The sequence below is a fragment of the Legionella birminghamensis genome, from assembly GCF_900452515.1.
Classification (GTDB): Bacteria; Pseudomonadota; Gammaproteobacteria; order Legionellales; family Legionellaceae; genus Legionella_C; species Legionella_C birminghamensis.
In genome coordinates this window covers 2,081,844-2,100,339 of record NZ_UGNW01000001.1, presented here as the reverse complement: position 1 = coordinate 2,100,339, position 18,496 = coordinate 2,081,844, and the positions used below count along the sequence as shown (strand labels likewise).

Below are 18,496 nucleotides of genomic sequence, written 5' to 3'. Positions count from 1 at the left end.
AGGATGTCTGGTACAAAATGGATGAACTAATGAGCAGGTATTCCTGTCTGAAAAATATTCTGGCGGCATTTTTTTGCCTGCTGTTCCTTTCAGCCTGCAGTGAGCAGAACAAATCTGACCAAACTACACCTACAGTCGATATTACCCGGATTTCTACTTCACAAATTCCCATTAATAAAAAATACATCGGTATAACTCAATCCATTTCGGCTGTAGGGATTAAAGCCCGGGTGGAGGGCTTCCTAACAAAAATGAATTTTATTGAGGGTAAGCCTGTCAAGAAAAATCAGCTACTATTTGTGATTGATCCGCGGCCTTTTGAAGCCAAGTTGGAACTGGCGCAGGGGCAATATGCAAAAAGCGTTGCCGATAAGGAATATCAGGAAGTTCAATATCGCCGCATGAAAGATCTGGTAGTCAAAGGCGATGTCTCCCAATCCCATTTTGATGAAGTAAACGCGAAGTTCAGTGAGGCTGATGCCCAGGTTCAAATTGGGGCGGCCAATGTGGCGGAGGCTAAAATTAATCTCAGCTACTGCTATATGTATGCGCCTTTCGATGGAATTATCGGAAAAAAATACGTGGACGTGGGCAATCTGGTCGGAGGGGGGGAGAACACTTTACTCGCGAATGTTGTTCAGCTCAATCCTATCTATGTTGAATTCAGCCCCAGTATTGAAGATTTCACCTCTTTTTTGAAATACCGAAAAAACATGCCTTTTGATGTGGAGGTCAGCTTGCCCCATGACGGTAACCTGCTGTTTAAAGGCAAACTGGATCTAATTAATAATCAGGCGGATGTCTCTACCTCCACAATTTTGATGCGGGCTGAAATTGAAAACACCAAGCAGTTACTCCTCCCAGGCATCTATGTCAATGTCAAATTAAATCTCAGTTCAAATGAAAAAGTCATTCTCGTGTCTAAGCAGGCCACAATGGTTACGCAGGGACAACGCTCTGTATATATTGTAGGTTCGGATAATATTATTCAATCAAGAAACATTACCACCTCGGGGCAGTATAAAGGCTATTACATTGTGGCCTCCGGGTTGAAAGAGGGTGAGCAAGTAGTAAGCAATGGTTTGCAAAAGCTTCGTGAGGGGATGCAGGTCAAAACAACGATGGCGAAAACTCGGGAACCGTCCGAATGATTAAGTTTTTTATCAATAGGCCTATATTCGCCATTGTAATTGCAATCTTGATGGTGTTGATCGGTGGAATCTGTATTTTTATTTTACCAATCGCGCAATATCCGCAAATCGTGCCGCCCCAGGTGCAGGTGAGCTCTCAATATATTGGTGCCAGTTCCTCGGTTGTTGCCGATACAGTCACTACACCCCTTGAAAGAAATATCAACGGCGTAGAAGGCATGATTTATATGTCTTCAGCCAGTACTAACAACGGAAATTCAGTCATTACCATTACCTTTAATGTGGGATATGACATCGATATTGCCGCGGTTGATGTGCTTAATGATACCAATACAGCCATGTCGGTTTTGCCCCCTGATGTGATCCAGGCCGGATTGGATATCCAAAAGGTATCCAGTGATATGGTGCTGGTGGTAAACCTTATCAACAAAAATGGCAGCATGGACGATGCGTTTCTGAGTAATTATGCAGATATCAATATTACCCCTGTTCTGTACCGGATTTTCGGAGTTGGAAATATCAATAACTTCGGATTGCTGCAATACTCCATTCGGATTTGGCTAAACCCGGATAAATTGGCCAGTATGGGAATATCGCCTCAGGAGGTGATTCAGGCGGTACAGGAACAAAACCAGCAGGCAGCAGCAGGGAGTATCGGGCAGCCGCCAGTTCCCAAAACTATTCCTTTTCAGTATCAGATTAATACTCTGGGCCAGTTAAGTGAAGTAGAGCAATTTGCTGATATTATTGTTCGAACTAAGGAAAACGGGCAGATTGTACGTCTCAAGGATATTGGCCGCGTCGAAATGGGGGCTGATAGTTATGTAACCACGTCCCAGTTTAATGGAAAGCCAAGTGCCAGTCTGGGGATTTATCAGTTACCGGGCGCTAATGCCATTGATATCTCCAATAATGTGCGAAAAGTAATGCATGAGCTGGAAAAAAGTTTTCCTGCCGGAATGGAATGGACAATTGCTTATGATACAACCAATTTCGTAAAAGAATCGCTGCGGGAAGTTGTTATTACATTGTTTGAAGCAATAGGCCTGGTCTTTCTGGTTGTTTTTATTTTTCTGCAAAACTGGCGGACGACTCTAATTCCCTGTATCGCCATTCCAGTATCGCTGATAGGAACATTTATCTTATTCAGTATTTTTGGGTTTTCAATCAATACACTCAGTCTTTTGGGGCTTGTTCTTGCCATTGGGTTGGTGGTGGATGATGCGATCGTTGTAGTTGAAAACGTAGAAAAAAAACTCGAGCAGGGGATTGGTAATATCAAGGAGGCTACCCTTCTTGCTACCGAAGAGGTCAGGGGGCCGATCATTGCGACCACTTTAATTTTAATGGCGGTATTTATTCCAGTAGCCTTTATCCCGGGAATGACTGGGAGTTTATATAACCAGTTCGCATTGGCAATTGCGTTTTCAGTGGCATTATCAGGGATAAACTCCCTGAGTTTAAGCCCTGCGCTTTGCGGTGTGTTATTGAAAAGGAAAAAAGAAAATAAATTCATCCTGTTTCGCTGGTTTGAAAAGGGGTACGAAGCGCTTCTCAAGCGTTATACGATAGCAGTAAGACATGTGCTTCAGTGGCGAAAACTGGTTTTTTTTATATTTGGATTATTAGCGCTTGCTGCATTTCTGGTATTTAAACATCTGCCCGAAGGATTTATTCCGGAAGAAGACCAGGGTTATTTTATTATTGTAGTGAATGGCCCGAATGGCTCTTCACTTTATCGAACAGAAGAGACAGTTAAAAAAGTGGTTGCGCTGATGCAGAAAACCGATGGTGTGGCCCATGTAATCAGTATTAATGGGTTTAATATCATTGATACTATCGATGAACCCAATACAGCTGCCCTTTTTGTTACCCTCAAGCCTTGGTCGGAGAGAACGGCAGCTAATTTGAGTGCGCAGGCGATCATAAAAAAAACGCAGCAACAATTAAACCAGTTCGATGATGCGGTCATTGAGGCCATTAATGCCCCTGCTATTCCCGGGCTTGGTACTGTCGGCGGTTTCCAATTGGAAGTGGAGGATAGAAATAATCTCGGTGTGGAGGCATTGGCAAAAGCGGTCAATCAACTGGTTGATGAAAGTAATAAACGGCCTGAGCTGAAAGGGGTTATTTCTGATTTGAATGTTGATGTCCCGCAGCTTTATCTGGATATTGATCGCACAAAAGCCAAGGCAATGAATGTTTCGATCACTAATTTATTTGTTACCTTGCAGACGTATCTCGGGGCTTATTATGTAAATAATTTTACCAAGTACGGGCAAACTTATCGGGTAATGGTGCAGGCGGAAGGGGATTCGCGTGCAGAGACCACGGATATCAGTAAATTATATGTGAAAAGCGATAGCGGACAAATGGTGCCTTTATCCAGTCTGGTTAAGATAAAATCTATAAATGGCCCTTATAATATTCCGCATTACAATTTATATACCGCAGCCAGTGTTAATGGTGCCGCGGGACCAGGTTATACATCCGGGCAAGCAATGAATGCAATAGAAGAAGTAGCGGCTGAGGTTTTACCCAAGGGTATTGCCTATGAATGGACAGGCATCACGTATCAGCAATTGCAGGCGGGAAATATCGCATCGCTAATCTTTATGCTCTGTCTGGTCTTTGTATTTTTATTCCTGGCAGCCCTTTATGAAAGTTGGACCATGCCCTTCATGATCTTGCTCGCCGTTCCCCTGGCACTGCTCGGAGCAGGTCTTGCCTTGCTGCTTCGCTCGTTGGCTCTGGATGTCTATGCACAGATCGGCTTGATTCTGCTGATTGGCTTAGCTGCTAAAAATGCTATCTTGATAGTTGAATTTGCCAAGGAGAAGCGGGAAGCAGGGGCTAGCGTCTTAGATGCAGCAATACAGGCTGCAACTTTGCGGATGAGGCCGATTTTAATGACCGCTTTTGCCTTTATATTCGGCGTATTGCCCCTCGCAACTGCCACAGGGGCAGGTGCTGCCAGCAGACATTCTATAGGAACTACCGTTCTCGGAGGAATGCTGCTTGCGACTATTTTAAGCTTGTTGGTTGTACCAGTTTTTTATGTATCCATTCAGGGATTGCGTGAGCGTTGGTTAGCGAAGCGGAAAACAGATTAGCCACTTAATTAAGGAAGAACGATGAAAAGGGTTTTAGTTATCGGCGGATCAGGCGTGTTGGGAAGGGCGGTGGTCGAAGAATTATCCATTCGTCATGAGATCATTCAGGCTAACTATTCCAGTGGCGACATAAGGGTCGATATTACTGACAAAGAGTCAATCATCGCTTTGTTCAGGAAGATTAATAAAATTGATGCTGTGGTCTTGACCACCGGAAATGTCCATTTCGGCGATTTTGCGGAGATGAGCGACAAAGAGTATGAAATAGGCCTTCGCAGTAAGTTAATGGGCCAGGTCAACACCGTCCTGATTGGCAGGAACCATTTGAATGAGCAGGGTTCGTTCACGCTGACCAGCGGTATTTTAAGTCAGGATCCGATACGCTATGGCAGCTCAGCCTCCATGGTGAATGGTGCCTTGGAATCGTTCACGATTGCAGCGGCCATTGAGATGCCGAATTGCATACGGATTAATTGTGTCAGTCCAACGGTGATTACCGAATCAATGGATGCTTATGGTCCTTTCTTCCGCGGATATAAATCCGTTAGCAGCGCTGAGGCTGCCCTTGCTTACAGTAAAAGTGTTGAAGGTCTGCAAACGGGGCAAATTTATCGGGTAGGCTAAAAAATAAATCAATTCTAACCGGTGCTTTGCCCGCCCGAATCCCCGCGGCTGCGACTATCCGAATCCCCGCGGCTGCGACCGCGGGGCCCATGTCTGGTAGTCGAAAATGCTCCTCAGATGAATCCAAAGTTGCCGAAAATAGCAATTAAAAGCAGTTAGGAACATTATCATTCAATTAGCAAAACCGATATTCTAAATAGGCTTCGTGTGGGCCCCGCGGTCGTTGCCGCGGGGATTCGGTGGTCGCAGCCGCGGGGATTCGGGACGGTGGAAGCCGGGATTTGGGAGCCGCGTGGAGTCCTAAGCATTATGCGAACATGGACCGGCTTTATTGCCGATCCGGAAAGATATCTTTAAATTGCAGATGGTTATTCACGGCCATTGCAATATGGCGCTTCTTATAAAAGCCGCCTAGCTTATAAATTAGAATAGGGGCTACAAAGCTGACAAAGCCCATGGCAAAGGCAATTTTATAAGTAGGATCTTTATTAAGCAGCAAAAAGATCAGGCAAGCCGCCATCAGGATAATTGCTGCAATGCCGGTATAAGGAGAGCCGGGTGTTTTGTAACCCAAATCGTTTGTGGTATAACCCGCCTGATACAGCCTTCTCCTGAAATTGATCTGCGCCCAACATAAAGAAATCCATGCCAGCGCACCGGTAAAGCCTGAAACCAGCAATAAAGCAATGTACAACATGGACTGGCCGAAGAAATAACCAGCAGCCAGCAAAAGCCATATGGCGGCGAGTGTTACAATTCCGGCATTTTGCGGCACCGCGTTGCGGTTTAACTTGCTGAGGCGATGGGGAGCCATGCCGTTTCTTGCCAGCGCATTCAATGAGCGCACGATGCCATAGACTCCCGAATTGGAGCATGAAAGTGTGGCAGTCAATGTGACAAAACTCGTTGCAGCTCCTGCCCAGTGCAAACCATAAAAGTTTAGGGCATCCGCAAAGACGGAGTTACTCAAACCGGCCTTTTGCCAGGGGAAAATTAAAACCAGGCAGAAAACGGGAATAATATAAATAAAGAGAATGCGGAAGGTTACATTTCGAATAGCCCGCGGAATCATACGTGCTGGGTTAACTGACTCACCGGCAGCCAAACCGATAATTTCCGAACCCTGATAATTCACTAAAAGGAGTACCATTGCGGTCAAAAGCGCCATTCCCCCATTAGGGAACAATCCCCCTTCATCAAATATAAACCGTCCACCTATAATACCTGCTGGCTGAGGGCCGTGGATCAATCCGAAAAATATCAGGAGGGCGAGAATAACAAATCCCATTAAGGCTAAAATCTTAATCAGGGCAAGCCAGAATTCAATTTCTCCAAAAGTACCTACTTTGGCAATATTAATGTAAGTAATAATCAAACCGAAACAAACAGCCCAGATATAGCCATTAATTCCGGTAAAATGCTGCATAATAATCCCTCCCGCAATGCATTCCGCGGGAATATAGGCCACCCAGCTTATCCAATAAGACCAGCCCACGCCGCAAGCTATCGAGGGGGAAATAAAGTCAGCGGTATAAGTGATGAAAGAGCCTGAAATGGGAATTGCGACAGCAAGTTCGCCCATACAAAGCATGGTTAGATAAATTATCAGGCCGCCTAATATGTAAGCGATGAAGACCGAGGGACCAACCTGGTTAACGACTGCGCCAGTGCCTAGAAAATAACCAGAGCCAATAATGCCGCCAAGAGCAATTAATTGAACATGCCTGTCTTTCAAGCCGCGTTTATATCCGCCATCGTTCATTGGCGCATCTTGTTTTTTAATCTCATTAGTCACTGACTGTATGATCTCTCGAATATTAAAAAATTAACGGATTGTACAAGAAAGCTGTACATTGTCTACTTTTTTTTAAATAAAATAGCACAGGAAAGAGATTTTTATAAGAAAAATAAAGAGAAGGCAAGTGTTATTTTTCTCTTTATTTGTCAAAAGCTTTTTCAAGGCTAAAACATACAATTTTAAACTGAGATATTGAGAATAATTTCAGATGCTTAGATGTCTTTTTTTGAAGCCATAATTTCCTGAAGAATTTTCTCAACTTCAGGATTCTTGAAGCTAGCATGTGAGGTTAAACCGGTCGCAATAAGCGCTGGAGCCAGGTCTTTCATCGCGGGGCCATCGGTAAATACACATCTCTGAAAACACAATCTGCACCTGGCTTCTACTTCCCTCGGCTTGTCCGAGGGATCCAGAAAACTCATAGAAAACACTGGACCCTGCGGACAAGCCGCAGGGCGTGGTGGCGGTGTGTAGTAGAATACCTATGGGCCTCCTAACTCGGGACCCAATCTCACAGAGGAATTACAATGTCGCCTGCTGCGCAGGTTTAGGATAAAAAGCGCTTACCAGATCATCTACCGATTTAATAGCTGTTGTCCTGCCCAACTCTGCAGCCAAGGAAGGACCGGCTTCCTTAACAAAGTCCTGTAAGCGCTTTCCAAGGCTGCCTTGCTTGAGTATAGCCAAATCAGGTGCTGATAACTCCGCGTTAGTGTCTATTGTATTAAGGAAATTATGCACACTCGCTAGTTTCTGATCTTTACTGTATTGAGGAAAAAATCTATGGTAATAGTCCTTTCCTTCACTACGCTCTTTCTGGTATGAAGTCAGAATGTGCTTTAAGGTTTCAACAGGATCACGCTTGTTCAGGGTATTAAATAACTCATCGAGTGAGGTTAAGTTCTCAGTTAAGCCTAATTCTTTGGACAGTTTTTCACGCTGCGCCTGGAACACCGTATCCAATTTCGTAAACAAACGGCCATTCTTAAGTGCCTCCCGATCATCGGCAGTAATAAAGCCATTTGTTTTTGTTAATGCATGAATAAAATGTTTGGCAGCAGTTAATTTATCATTTTCCGTAAACTGCCCCCAGGAAATCCAGTGAAGCGTTTTTCCCTTGCCTTGTCTTTCGTTATGGTATGCTCTAGCTGCATTCTTAAGTAGGCGCACAGCAGAGAGTGAGGCAGGTTCCTGATCATTATTATTTGTTTGCTTTAATGGATGATTATCAGTTGCATCTGTCATCAATGGACCGTTTTCTTTTTCCTGTTCTTCACGCTCTTCAATTTCGCGTTGCAGACGTTCACGCTCTTCACGCTCTTGAGTTTCGCGCTGCTGGCGTTCACGCTCTTCACGCTCTTGAGTTTCGCGCTGCTGGCGTTCCTGCTCTTCACGCTGCTGGGTTTCACGTTGCAGGCGTTCACGCTTTTCACGCTCCTGGGTTTCACGTTGCAGGCGTTCACGCTCTTCACGCTGCTGGGTTTCGCGTTGCAGGCGTTCACGCTCTTCACGCTCCTGGGTTTCGCGCTGCTGGCGTTCATGCTCTTCACGCTCCTGGGTTTCGCGCTGCTGGCGTTCCTGCTCTTCACGCTGCTGGGTTTCGCGTTGCAGGCGTTCACGCTCTTCACGCTCTTGAGTTTCGCGCTGTTGGCGTTCCTGTTCTTCACGCTGCTGGGTTTCGCGTTGCAGGCGTTCCTGTTCTTCACGCTGCTGGGTTTCACGTTGCAGGCGTTCACGCTCTTCACGCTGCTGGGTTTCGCGTTGCAGGCGTTCCTGCTCTTCACGCTGCTGGGTTTCACGTTGCAGGCGTTCACGCTCTTCACGCTGCTGGGTTTCGCGTTGCAGGCGTTCACGCTCTTCACGCTGCTGGGTTTCGCGTTGCAGGCGTTCCTGCTCTTCACGCTGCTGGGTTTCACGTTGCAGGCGTTCACGCTCTTCACGCTGCTGGGTTTCGCGTTGCAGGCGTTCCTGCTCTTCACGCTGCTGGGTTTCACGTTGCAGGCGTTCACGCTCTTCACGCTGCTGGGTTTCGCGTTGCAGGCGTTCACGCTCTTCACGCTCTTGAGTTTCGCGCTGTTGGCGTTCCTGTTCTTCACGCTGCTGGGTTTCGCGTTGCAGGCGTTCACGCTCTTCACGCTCTTGAGTTTCGCGCTGCTGGCGTTCCTGCTCTTCACGCTGCTGGGTTTCGTGTTGCAGGCGTTCCTGTTCTTCAAGTGCTTTCTGTTCTTGAGCCAGTCGCTCTTTCTCTGCCTGCTCATTTTTTAGAGCACGCTCGCTAGCGAGTCGAGCATCTTCTTCAGCCTGCAGTTTCTGCTGCTCAGCCTGTGCGTCTTTGCCTTGAAGTGTTTCCTGAGCCTCTTGATTGGCAGAAAACTCTACGCTGATCACTTTATAAAGATCGGTCAGGAAATCCAGAATGGCTGGTTTTGTAATTTTATTTTGCTTGTATGCGTCAAGTTTTCCAAATAGGCTTTCAATCCATTTTTCTTCGGCAAAATAAGCCGGGATAAATCCCTCAATTTTAAATGCCTGGTTGATCCCCTCTAATTGCTGCAAAGCAGTTTCAGCATTAAAACCTTGTTTTTGGAAACCCTCCAGATAGCTCACAAATGTTTGAGACATTCTATCAATTCGTTGTTTGACACCCAGATCGTTTGGATGTGCGAAAAGATAATCCAGAAGGGCGCCATCTGTAATATAGTAACTGGCAAGTTGATCCCTTTCGAATATTGTCTTGAGCTCCGCTAATTCGGCAGAAGCTTCTTTTCGGGAAAAGGAGTTGGTCGACAGGGTTTCTAAAAATTTATTATAACGAATTTGAAAAGAGTCAATGGCTGCCTTAAACTCATTCAATCCCAGAATAATACGGGATACCTTTGCTTTCCCATCTACTGCCGTATCGGCTTCAACCATCTTGCCCTGGATATTTTCCAACAACACATTCATGTCTTCGCGCCGGGTTCGCAAAATGGAGGCGAGAGCCGAATCATTCTTTTTGTCCAAAAGATGCGCCAGTTCAGGACGGATGTCTCTGGGACTTGCTTTGAAGCCGCTAAATAGCTGATCTCGGTACTGGTTGAGTTCTATCTTTAATTCTTTTTCCAGTTGAGCGTAGGAACAGCTTTGCAATAGCCCCACTAAAGTTTCCCACTCGTCTTTGCCTTGTTTCGCTTTTTCCAAGGCTATTTTAATGACGCTATTGGCCTCATAAAAATGGAATAGGTTGGCAATGACCTGTGTTTGACCGGCTTTGGCATATTTCTTAAATAAACCCATTATTTCAGCGGTCAAAGTGGAAGTCGCAGAATTATTGTCTAACACCTCGGCTTTTTCTGGCTTAATTTGCTGCATTAAAGCCAGTAATTTTTCCTGGTCATCCTCATCAAGTGCACGCAGAATTAATTTATTTTCCAGCAGACTGCTTTTTGAGGCTCGTGGCCGCTCGGGATTTTTACCCGAATCAACCAGTTCGCGAAGATTCCTCTGACTGGTTCTTAAGTTCAGGATCATCTTGCCAATATCGCGATGGCTATCCTCAAAAGGCGCATAGCTTGTTTCCTTGATAAAGGAATATAAGCGAGCCAGTTTCTGCTGGTATAAGGAATCGAAAACTGTTCGCCAATGGTGTTTTACCATATCCTCATTTACTTGCGATTCATCTGCCTTTTTTACTGGTGCCTGTGGCAGTGGCCTCTGGACTGGTTGAGGTGAGATTCTTTGCTGTTGAGATAAGGATCGGCGTTGAAACCCTTTCTGCTGCTGGAGAGGAGGGTTATTAACAGAAGCTGCTGCTTCTCTTGCTTTTCTGCGCTCATTAATCATTTGCGGGTTCAGACCGCCTCTCACTGCGGTTGACTTAATAGGGGAGTCAAACAGTAGATCCAGATTGGCAAAAAGCGCCGCTTTTTCTTTCTCATCTTTTATATCAGGTTTATAGGTTTCAAGAAGTGTATTAACAATTGTGAGACAGCGCTGCTTACATGCCTCAGCAAATAATTCATTGATATTATTTACTTCACCAAAAGCGGAAAAATCAAATGCTTTTCCGTGATCTTTCAGGTTATCAAAATTAAGTTGGGGAAACAGGTTTTTGAATTCTTTTAATAATGCAGGGCTTGCTTTTTGATGAATTGTTTCTAAATATCCCATCAGATTGCTTTTATCAAGGAAGCCGCTTCTAAAATGGGAGTCTGCAAATGCCTGATGAAGCAGATGGATATCATTTGATCTGATAATTGCATCTAAAACGTCTGAAGGAGGGATCCCTTTAAGAAGTGCGCCTTGTTTAAGTAGCATAACGGCGCCTTTGCTGTTATGTTTGGTTAAGGCTATGTAAATGGGCATTGCATTGGTTGAATAACCTCGATTGATAAATGGCTTTAAGGCTTCAATCAGATTACTATCCTGGCGTTCAACCGCTTTATTGAGTAGCTGCAAACGATAGGAATCATCGAGTAATTTCCCTGCTTTGATCAGTTTGGTGATTAATGAGTATTGCCCATCTTTCTCCAATTTTTGATAGGTCTTGACGTCGGCCAGCAGTTTTGTCTGGGTATTTAAGAGATAATTAAGGCTCTCCTCATCGCCTTTTCTATTGACCGTCAGAAATAAATTGTAAGCAAAATCAGGATTGTCAGGATTGAAACAGTAAGAGAGTGCATCAGCAAACTCAAATTCCTTATGTAAGATGGCCCATTGGTAAGCATATTGTTCTGCCGGATACTTCTTTGCCCTGAGGGCCTCCTGAAGTGCGTTCTGTTCATCCTGGTCGACATATTGCATGCGGTCCATTTCTGGATTTAAGGCGGGTAAAAGCTGGCTCTGATTAAATAAGGATTGTGTTTCTGCCGAGAGTGATTGCGGAGAAATAATGCTGACGTCACGGAATAGGGCAGCGACTTGTTTTAATAAATTGGGATCTTTATTGAAAGAGGCGCGGCGGATATCCGCGGCTGCATTAAGCATTTGCTCCTTCTTTTTTGCCTCGTCAGGAAATAATTCTTGTAATTGCCTAAGCAGAAACTTGTACATATCATCTGTGCGATTCGGATATTCGGCAATCCTACGTAGTAGCTGAGCGGTTTCTAACTGGATTCCTGGCCCTTTTAATTTTTCGACCATTGCAACGTTACCCGTTTTAACAGCCCAGAGTAATGCTTCCTTTCTAATTGCCTGCGATGGCAACTTTCTAGGCCAATTAGCAAGTATGGCTGCATTATGATGAAAACGCGTTAAAACTTTAAAGGTTGTAAATGGTTTGCTGGCATCGAAAAGGGGGAGTGGTAATAGGGTGTTTGCAGGAAAATCAGGTTTTATTGCCTGTTTCAGAAAGTTATTCCAGGGATTATCTTCCTTTAATGCACCAACGTAAATTGAAAAAATCTCCGGTTCTTTTCTATCCAAAGCGGTCGCAAGCAAGGACTCTGAGACTGGAATGCCGGCATCGACTATTAATTTCAGATTATCGCCAGTGATAGTAGATAGTAAAGTCCTGTTAAGGATTGCGGTTTTACTTGTATCACTTAATTTATTGACCTGTCCCAGGAGTATTTTTAACGATTTACGACTGTTGTTAGCTGCGGCACTCTTCAATAAATCAATAATGACCTTTTCAGTCAGTAAATCGGGGAAATGCGTAACTAAACTTTCCAGGAAACCTGATTTATCTTTTATTATCTTCTCTCTGGATGCAGAGATAATGGTGTCGGCAATAAGTGAGTTATTTCTAACGGTAATTGAACGCTCACGGATAAACCTGGCTAAAACTTCAATGTTTTTATTGTCTTGCCCTGCAATGACATCCCTGAGGAGGTCATTGGCATAGTTGACCTTTAGGGCAGTACTTGCGGTGTTTAAATGGGTGTCGAAGTAATACTTCAGCATTGGTTCCAGAAAGCTGGCTTTACTGTATCTTGCTGTATAAAAAAGACTAACGACCGCCTGGTTAGGGGATAAACGTTTGAAGATATCCATCGCCAGTTCAAAGCGGTTATGGTGTACCGCATTTGAACAGTGTTCGCTTTCCAAGGGCATAGTTTGAACTAAATGTTCAATGGTTTCGGTGTCGTTAGCCCGAATCGCGCATTTTAAGGCGTCATAGACATAGCCTTTGGAAGTCGTAATTTTGCGGGTATAGGCGGCCGTGTTGGGAAAATGCCTTCTGTGCAGATCTGCTTTAACAGGATATACGCCAGGTCTTGTTTCATTAGGATGAGCAAAAACTCTGACTGAGATCCCTAAATTATCTTTGTAAAGACCGGGATCATTACAAACGCCAAACCGTTCTTCGATTTCCTTGATCGCCGCTGCTGCGCTAGTGAAAACTTTAGTATTGTTTCTTGGATCGTTCTCGCTATCCAGATTGTAGTTTGGATCGTAAATGACATATTGATTATTCGAAAATGAAACTGCAATGGCATGATTATTGGATGCTACATAACAGGCGCGTCCTTCATTCTTGATCGAAGCTAAAAGTTCTCCCCATTTGGCTGTTGAATCCATAAGGCCAATGTTGTATTCATTGTTTACGGGTTTACCATCAAATTTGAGAATCTTATCCAGATCACCCTGATAGGTGCCTTCATGATAAACCTGGCTGTTAAATGAAATTTCGACATCGTGAATGAATTGATCAAAAGCGGGATCATCACCAAGGCTATAATTTTTCGGAGGGTTCGCAAGTTTGCGTTCCATCTCGAAAAATTCCTTTTCCCGGCCTTCGAGAAAATATTTCACATAGATGCACGCCAATCCCCCGCACACACCGCCTGTATTCAACTCGAGTTGAAATCCTTTTTTCTTCAATAATTCATTAACTGAGTGGATGATATACGTTTGCGCAGGCATTTACTTCTCCTGAAAAATGACTTCTAAATGGGGATAAAAAAAGAAAAATAGACAGCCTGCAGGGTTTGGATAACGCTCAGAGGATGAACAATGCATTTTAAACCTACAGAACAGCAGGAACTGTATCACTAAATATAGTCCCAAATTGCTTGAAATAAAATTCTGCAGATTATATTAAGGAAAGATTAAGAAAAAATTAAGAAGAGCAGCTAACACAAATCTTTTTTGACCAGTCAGGAGGCAAACTTGAGTAATGAGCATTGCCCCATTGTTCTTCATAAGGGCATTGCAAAAGTTTGAATAAGCGCTCAATTTCCGAATAATTACCCTGTTCATACGCTTCGTCAATCGCTTGCGTGGCTAAATAATTCCGTAATATGTAGATTGGATTTGCGAGTTTCATACGAATTTCACGTTCTTCTTTAGTCGTGGTTTCGATGAGAAGACGCTGTTGATATTCTTGCATCCAGTCGTCAAATTCTTTGCCGCTGGCCGTGGATTGTTTTTTGGCAGAATCATAATCCGAAAGCCATCGGAAAAATAAGCTGTAATCGACTGATTGATTATGAAGAAATGAGAGTAATTGATTAATTAAGAGATAATCGTCTTTTTCTTCCAGAAAGAGTCCTAATTTATTGCGCATTTGCAATAAATAGCAAGTTTGAAATACTGGCTCAAATTCGGCCAGTGAATTCTGTAATTGATTCACTGGGATAAGCGGCGTCAGCGCCTGGGCAAGTGCCTGCAGATTCCAGAAGGCAATCGCCGGTTGCCGATTATAGGCGTAACGACCCGATTCATCAGAGCTGTTACAAATATGGTTAAAATCAAAATGATCAAGAAAACCAAAAGGGCCGTAGTCAATCGTTAATCCAATAATTGACATATTATCCGTATTCATAACCCCATGACAAAAGCCCTGGCTTTGCCACATCGCAATCAGGCCTGCCGTCTTTATTACCGCCTGACGAAATAATTCCTCATAACCGGATTGATCTTTTGACATCTCGGGATAATGTCTATCCAGTACGTAATCAGCCAATTGCTTCAAAGCGTCATGCTGACGGGTGTAATAAAAATACTCGAAATGCCCAAAACGGATAAGCGACTCCGATACCCGGGTGAGTATGGCGCCAGGTTCCGCAGTATATCGATAAACCGGCTCATTCGTCGCAGTAATACAAAGCGCACGCGTTGTGGGAATGCCTAATGCATGCATTGCTTCCGAGCACAGGTATTCTCTGATAGTGGATTGCAGTACTGCCCGCCCATCGCCCATGCGGGAATAGGGGGTTTGTCCCGATCCTTTAAGCTGTAAATCCCAGCGCCTGCCCTGCACATCCAGTATTTCTCCCAAAAGATGCGCGCGTCCATCACCCAGCTGCGGCACATAATAGCCAAATTGATGACCTGAATATACAGTTGCAATCGGTTCACTGCCTGGCAGTTTCTCATTACCGGAAAAATAAAGGGGTAGTTTTTCAGAGGGGATGCCATCCAGTCCAAGCTGCTCAGCCAAAGCATTATTAAAAATAACCAGTTCGGGTTGCCTTACCGGCGTGGGATCCAATCGGCTATAAAAAGGGGAGTTAAGTCTGGCAAAACTGTTGTCAAAACGAATAGGCATTAAGATACAATGAATTCTTATACGGGTATTTGAAAAATTATAGATTTAATCGGTGGATAAAGGAAGGGAGGATTTTCGGAGAGAGAGGGATTCGAACCCTCGATACGTTGCCGTATACACACTTTCCAGGCGTGCGCCTTCGACCGCTCGGCCATCTCTCCAAGCGCGGAAGAATAGCGTTTTCCTAATAAAAGATCAAGCCTAAATGCATCTAAAAGCGGCGTGAACTAATTCTAGACTTATAGCAATGGGATTAAGATCTTTTTTTCTTCTTGCCCTTGCCCCCCCTGTATCCAGGAGATGGTGCCGGTTTGAATGTCGGGCCCATGTCTTCATTTATAATAAGATTAACAGGTTGACCTGGAGTATATCCTCCACCTGATATATTTTCTAAATTTTCATCAGAAATTTTTTTGCTCCCACTCTTTCGATCTTTGTTCGCCATGGTAATTACCTCGTAACGTCATCAGGCCATTTTCATTATATAATCTGTTTAATATTTAATCAAATAATGGACCACTGATTGCACATTTATCATTTATGCTATTTCAATCCATAATTTATTTTTAGGTCTAAACTTATAGCATCGGAAGATAAAGGGAAATTTAACATGATTCGCTTATTCTCAATTCTGACTGGGTTGATGGTTTATAGCTATTCCTTTGCATTTACCTGTTTTGCCACTTTGGTTAAAGACAATTGCTGGACCAATTACGATGTGAACGTTGCTATCATGGATGCAAATACCCACCAGCAAATTCTGACTGTAACCGTTCCTAAAGGACAGCAATGGGCAAGACAAGAATTTACCTGCCAGCCAGGGCAGGTCTTCATGTACCAGGCCACCTTCACACCCACCATCTGGGAAGGGGAGGAAGGCAAAGTGTACAAAGCACTCCGCTTCTGGTTCTTACCAGCCACCCCTACCGCAGGTCAATCCGCCTGGGATGTGTCTATCTGCTATTCAAAAGATTTCGCAGAAGTCCCACTGCCACCCACAGCCACAGGAGCCTGTACCTGCGACATGAAAGCACCGCCAGCGATTGCACCGTTGAAGCAACAACCGGCTTCCTGATTGAGCTTGCCAGAAGCTGATCATGGAAAAAAATATTAGCGAATTTTATGCGCATTCGACGCTTAGAGCAGACAAAAGCGATTGGCAATTATTAAGTGATCATTTAATTTCTGTTGGAAAGATTGCAGCTGAAAATGCATCCCATTTTCACGCCAGTGAGTTGGCTGAAGTAGCGGGTTTACTGCATGACCTGGGAAAATATACAGCGGAGTTTCAGCAGCGATTATGCGGTGACTCTCCCAGAGTAGATCATGCTACATGGGGTGCCAAAATTGCCGTTGAGAAGTATGGCAATTTAGGAAAGCTGTTGGCTTATGGCATAGCCGGGCATCATGCGGGACTGGCTAATGGGAGAGATGCAAGGGAGCGTACAAGTCTCAAGGAACGGCTCAAAAAAGAATATCCAATCCTGCCTGTGTTACTAGATGCATGGAAAAATGAGATAACTCTTCCATCCCCATCACAGATTAAACCCCCAGACCAGTTTAAGCCGATGCAAGGACGACAGTTCTTTCAATTTTCCCTATTCGCCAGAATGCTTTTTTCCTGCCTGGTAGATGCCGATTTTATAGATACAGAGCACTTTTACTGCAAAATTAATGAGAAACAAGTTAGCCGGGGAGGGTATCCTGCACTGGGGTTATTGCAGGAACAGTTAAATAACCATTTAAAGCGTTTCAAAGCAGATAGCCCTGTAAACACCATAAGGGCAGATATTCTTTCTCATGTACGCACACAGGCTTCATTATCGCCCGGCCTATTTTCGCTGAATGTACCCACAGGAGGCGGAAAAACCTTGGTTTCTCTGGCATTCGCATTAGATCATGCGATTCAACATGGTCTAAGAAGAATTATCTATGTTATTCCTTACACCAGTATCGTTGAGCAAAATGCAGCGGTATTTCGTGAAGCATTGGGGGAGTGGGGGGAGGCATCCGTATTGGAGCACCATAGCAGTTTTATTGATAATCCTTTAAAAGAACCTCAGGCAAGAGAAAAGTTGAATTACGCAATGGAAAACTGGGATGCACCAGTCATTGTTACTACCGCTGTACAATTCTTTGAAAGCTTGTTTGCTGATAGACCATCACGATGCCGTAAATTACATAACATTAGCAATAGTATTGTTATTTTGGATGAAGCGCAGACGCTGCCCTTGAAAATGCTGCATCCCTGCGTTGCAGTGATTAAAGAATTGGCACTTAACTATCGCAGCAGTCTGATAATGTGCACGGCAACACAACCTGCTTTACAGGATAAAGATGGATTCAGGCATGGGCTTCAAAACGTTCGTGAGCTAGCTCCTGAACCGATGAGATTGCAAGAAAAACTCAAACGTGTCCAATTAAAGCATATAGGCACTCAAACAGACGAAGAACTACTGGATCATTTAGCAACGCATAAGCAAATTCTGTGTATTGTTAATAATCGACGCCATGCAAGGGCTTTGTTTGAAGGGATTGCGGATTTACCAGGCGCTTGCCATCTGACGACATTAATGTGTGCAAAACACAGGGCTAAAGTCCTGACCAAGGTCAGAGCACTTCTCAAAGCTGGTGAGCCTTGCCGGTTAGTATCTACCTCACTGATTGAAGCGGGTGTAGATGTAGACTTTCCGCTGGTACTTCGGGCAGAAGCAGGACTCGATGCGATCGCTCAATCGGCCGGTCGTTGTAATAGAGAAGGAAATTATGCGCCTGAAAAAAGTCATGTTCTTGTTTTTTCTACAGGTAGCAGCTGGCCAATTCCTGTGGAAATAGCACAATTTGCACAGGCTGCACGCAGTGTGTTCAGGAAGTATCCCGGTGATCCTTTGTCTTTGCTGGCATTAGAAAGTTATTTTCGTGAACTATATTGGCAAAAGGGCGATAAAGAATTGGGCGAAGGATTACTTAAGCTCATTGAGGATGGGCAGTTAGATAACCTCCCATTTGAAACTCTGGCAAAAGAGTTTCGTATCATTGACACAATAATGCAGCCAGTCATTATTCCTTATGATGAGGAAGCGAACGGGATTCTGACACAGCTGCATTATAGCGAGCGATGCCGTGGTTTTGGCCGCAAGCTTCAACCGTATATCGTTCAAATTCCGGAGCAGGGTTTAGCCGCACTTCGTCAAACCGGCGCAGTCCAAGCTGTTAACCCCGAAAAATATGATCAGCAATTTATGCAGTTGATTAATCTTGACCTATATAACCCAAATTTTGGTCTAAACTGGAGTAATCCACTGTTTATTAATGCAGAGAATATGGTGATTTAATC

9 protein-coding genes and 1 tRNA gene are annotated in these 18,496 nt (G+C 44.2%); 5 read left to right on the top strand and 5 right to left on the bottom strand.

Annotation, left to right across the window (positions count from 1 at the left end):
• Positions 1-29: 29 nt before the first annotated feature.
• From DYH42_RS08910 to DYH42_RS08900, 3 genes are read left to right on the top strand one after another with little or no spacing between them, the layout of a single operon-like run.
• Positions 30-1,151, top strand: coding sequence for an efflux RND transporter periplasmic adaptor subunit (locus DYH42_RS08910; protein ID WP_058524993.1), 1,122 nt, complete (start codon positions 30-32; stop codon positions 1,149-1,151).
• Positions 1,148-4,264 (top strand): efflux RND transporter permease subunit, encoded by a 3,117-nt coding sequence (locus DYH42_RS08905; protein WP_058524992.1) that lies wholly within the window; start codon positions 1,148-1,150, stop codon positions 4,262-4,264. The genes DYH42_RS08910 and DYH42_RS08905 overlap by 4 nt, the downstream gene beginning before the upstream one ends.
• 21 nt (positions 4,265-4,285) lie before the next feature.
• Complete coding sequence (locus DYH42_RS08900) at positions 4,286-4,888, top strand: short chain dehydrogenase (protein WP_058524991.1); 603 nt, start codon at positions 4,286-4,288, stop codon at positions 4,886-4,888.
• A 328-nt stretch (positions 4,889-5,216) separates the two neighbouring features.
• Here the strand turns inward: DYH42_RS08900 and DYH42_RS08895 are convergent, their stop codons facing one another.
• The 5 genes from DYH42_RS08895 to DYH42_RS08875 all read right to left on the bottom strand — a co-directional run bounded on the left by DYH42_RS08895 (position 5,217) and on the right by DYH42_RS08875 (position 15,604).
• Entirely contained in the window at positions 5,217-6,650 is a 1,434-nt protein-coding gene (locus tag DYH42_RS08895; protein WP_058524990.1) for an amino acid permease, read from the bottom strand.
• A gap of 558 nt (positions 6,651-7,208) precedes the next feature.
• The gene (locus tag DYH42_RS08890) at positions 7,209-13,532 is read right to left on the bottom strand and encodes a coiled-coil domain-containing protein (RefSeq protein WP_115317031.1); all 6,324 of its coding nucleotides are present in this window, start codon (positions 13,530-13,532) and stop codon (positions 7,209-7,211) included.
• Positions 13,533-13,728: 196 nt separating this feature from the next.
• Positions 13,729-15,159, bottom strand: coding sequence for a protein adenylyltransferase SelO (locus DYH42_RS08885; protein WP_058523905.1), 1,431 nt, complete (start codon positions 15,157-15,159; stop codon positions 13,729-13,731).
• Positions 15,160-15,235: 76 nt separating this feature from the next.
• Positions 15,236-15,320 (bottom strand) — tRNA-Ser (locus tag DYH42_RS08880).
• Positions 15,321-15,412: 92 nt separating this feature from the next.
• Positions 15,413-15,604, bottom strand: coding sequence for a hypothetical protein (locus DYH42_RS08875; protein ID WP_058523906.1), 192 nt, complete (start codon positions 15,602-15,604; stop codon positions 15,413-15,415).
• Positions 15,605-15,769: 165 nt separating this feature from the next.
• Between DYH42_RS08875 and DYH42_RS08870 the strand changes: the two genes are divergently transcribed.
• On the top strand, positions 15,770-16,234 hold the full coding sequence (locus DYH42_RS08870) for a hypothetical protein (protein WP_058523907.1): 465 nt from the start codon (positions 15,770-15,772) through the stop codon (positions 16,232-16,234).
• A 22-nt stretch (positions 16,235-16,256) separates the two neighbouring features.
• Positions 16,257-18,494 carry a CRISPR-associated helicase/endonuclease Cas3 gene (locus DYH42_RS08865; protein WP_058523908.1) on the top strand — a complete coding sequence of 746 codons (2,238 nt, stop codon included), beginning with the start codon at positions 16,257-16,259 and terminating at the stop codon, positions 18,492-18,494.
• The last annotated feature ends 2 nt before the right edge of the window (positions 18,495-18,496 follow it).

Coding starts and splice junctions, on each gene's coding strand:
- DYH42_RS08885 (WP_058523905.1), bottom strand. CDS start 15,159: ATGCCTATTCGTTTTGACAACAGTTTTGCCAGACTTAACTCCCCTTTT.
- DYH42_RS08895 (WP_058524990.1), bottom strand. CDS start 6,650: ATGAACGATGGCGGATATAAACGCGGCTTGAAAGACAGGCATGTTCAA.
- DYH42_RS08890 (WP_115317031.1), bottom strand. CDS start 13,532: ATGCCTGCGCAAACGTATATCATCCACTCAGTTAATGAATTATTGAAG.
- DYH42_RS08865 (WP_058523908.1), top strand. CDS start 16,257: ATGGAAAAAAATATTAGCGAATTTTATGCGCATTCGACGCTTAGAGCA.
- DYH42_RS08900 (WP_058524991.1), top strand. CDS start 4,286: ATGAAAAGGGTTTTAGTTATCGGCGGATCAGGCGTGTTGGGAAGGGCG.
- DYH42_RS08910 (WP_058524993.1), top strand. CDS start 30: ATGAGCAGGTATTCCTGTCTGAAAAATATTCTGGCGGCATTTTTTTGC.
- DYH42_RS08905 (WP_058524992.1), top strand. CDS start 1,148: ATGATTAAGTTTTTTATCAATAGGCCTATATTCGCCATTGTAATTGCA.
- DYH42_RS08875 (WP_058523906.1), bottom strand. CDS start 15,604: ATGGCGAACAAAGATCGAAAGAGTGGGAGCAAAAAAATTTCTGATGAA.
- DYH42_RS08870 (WP_058523907.1), top strand. CDS start 15,770: ATGATTCGCTTATTCTCAATTCTGACTGGGTTGATGGTTTATAGCTAT.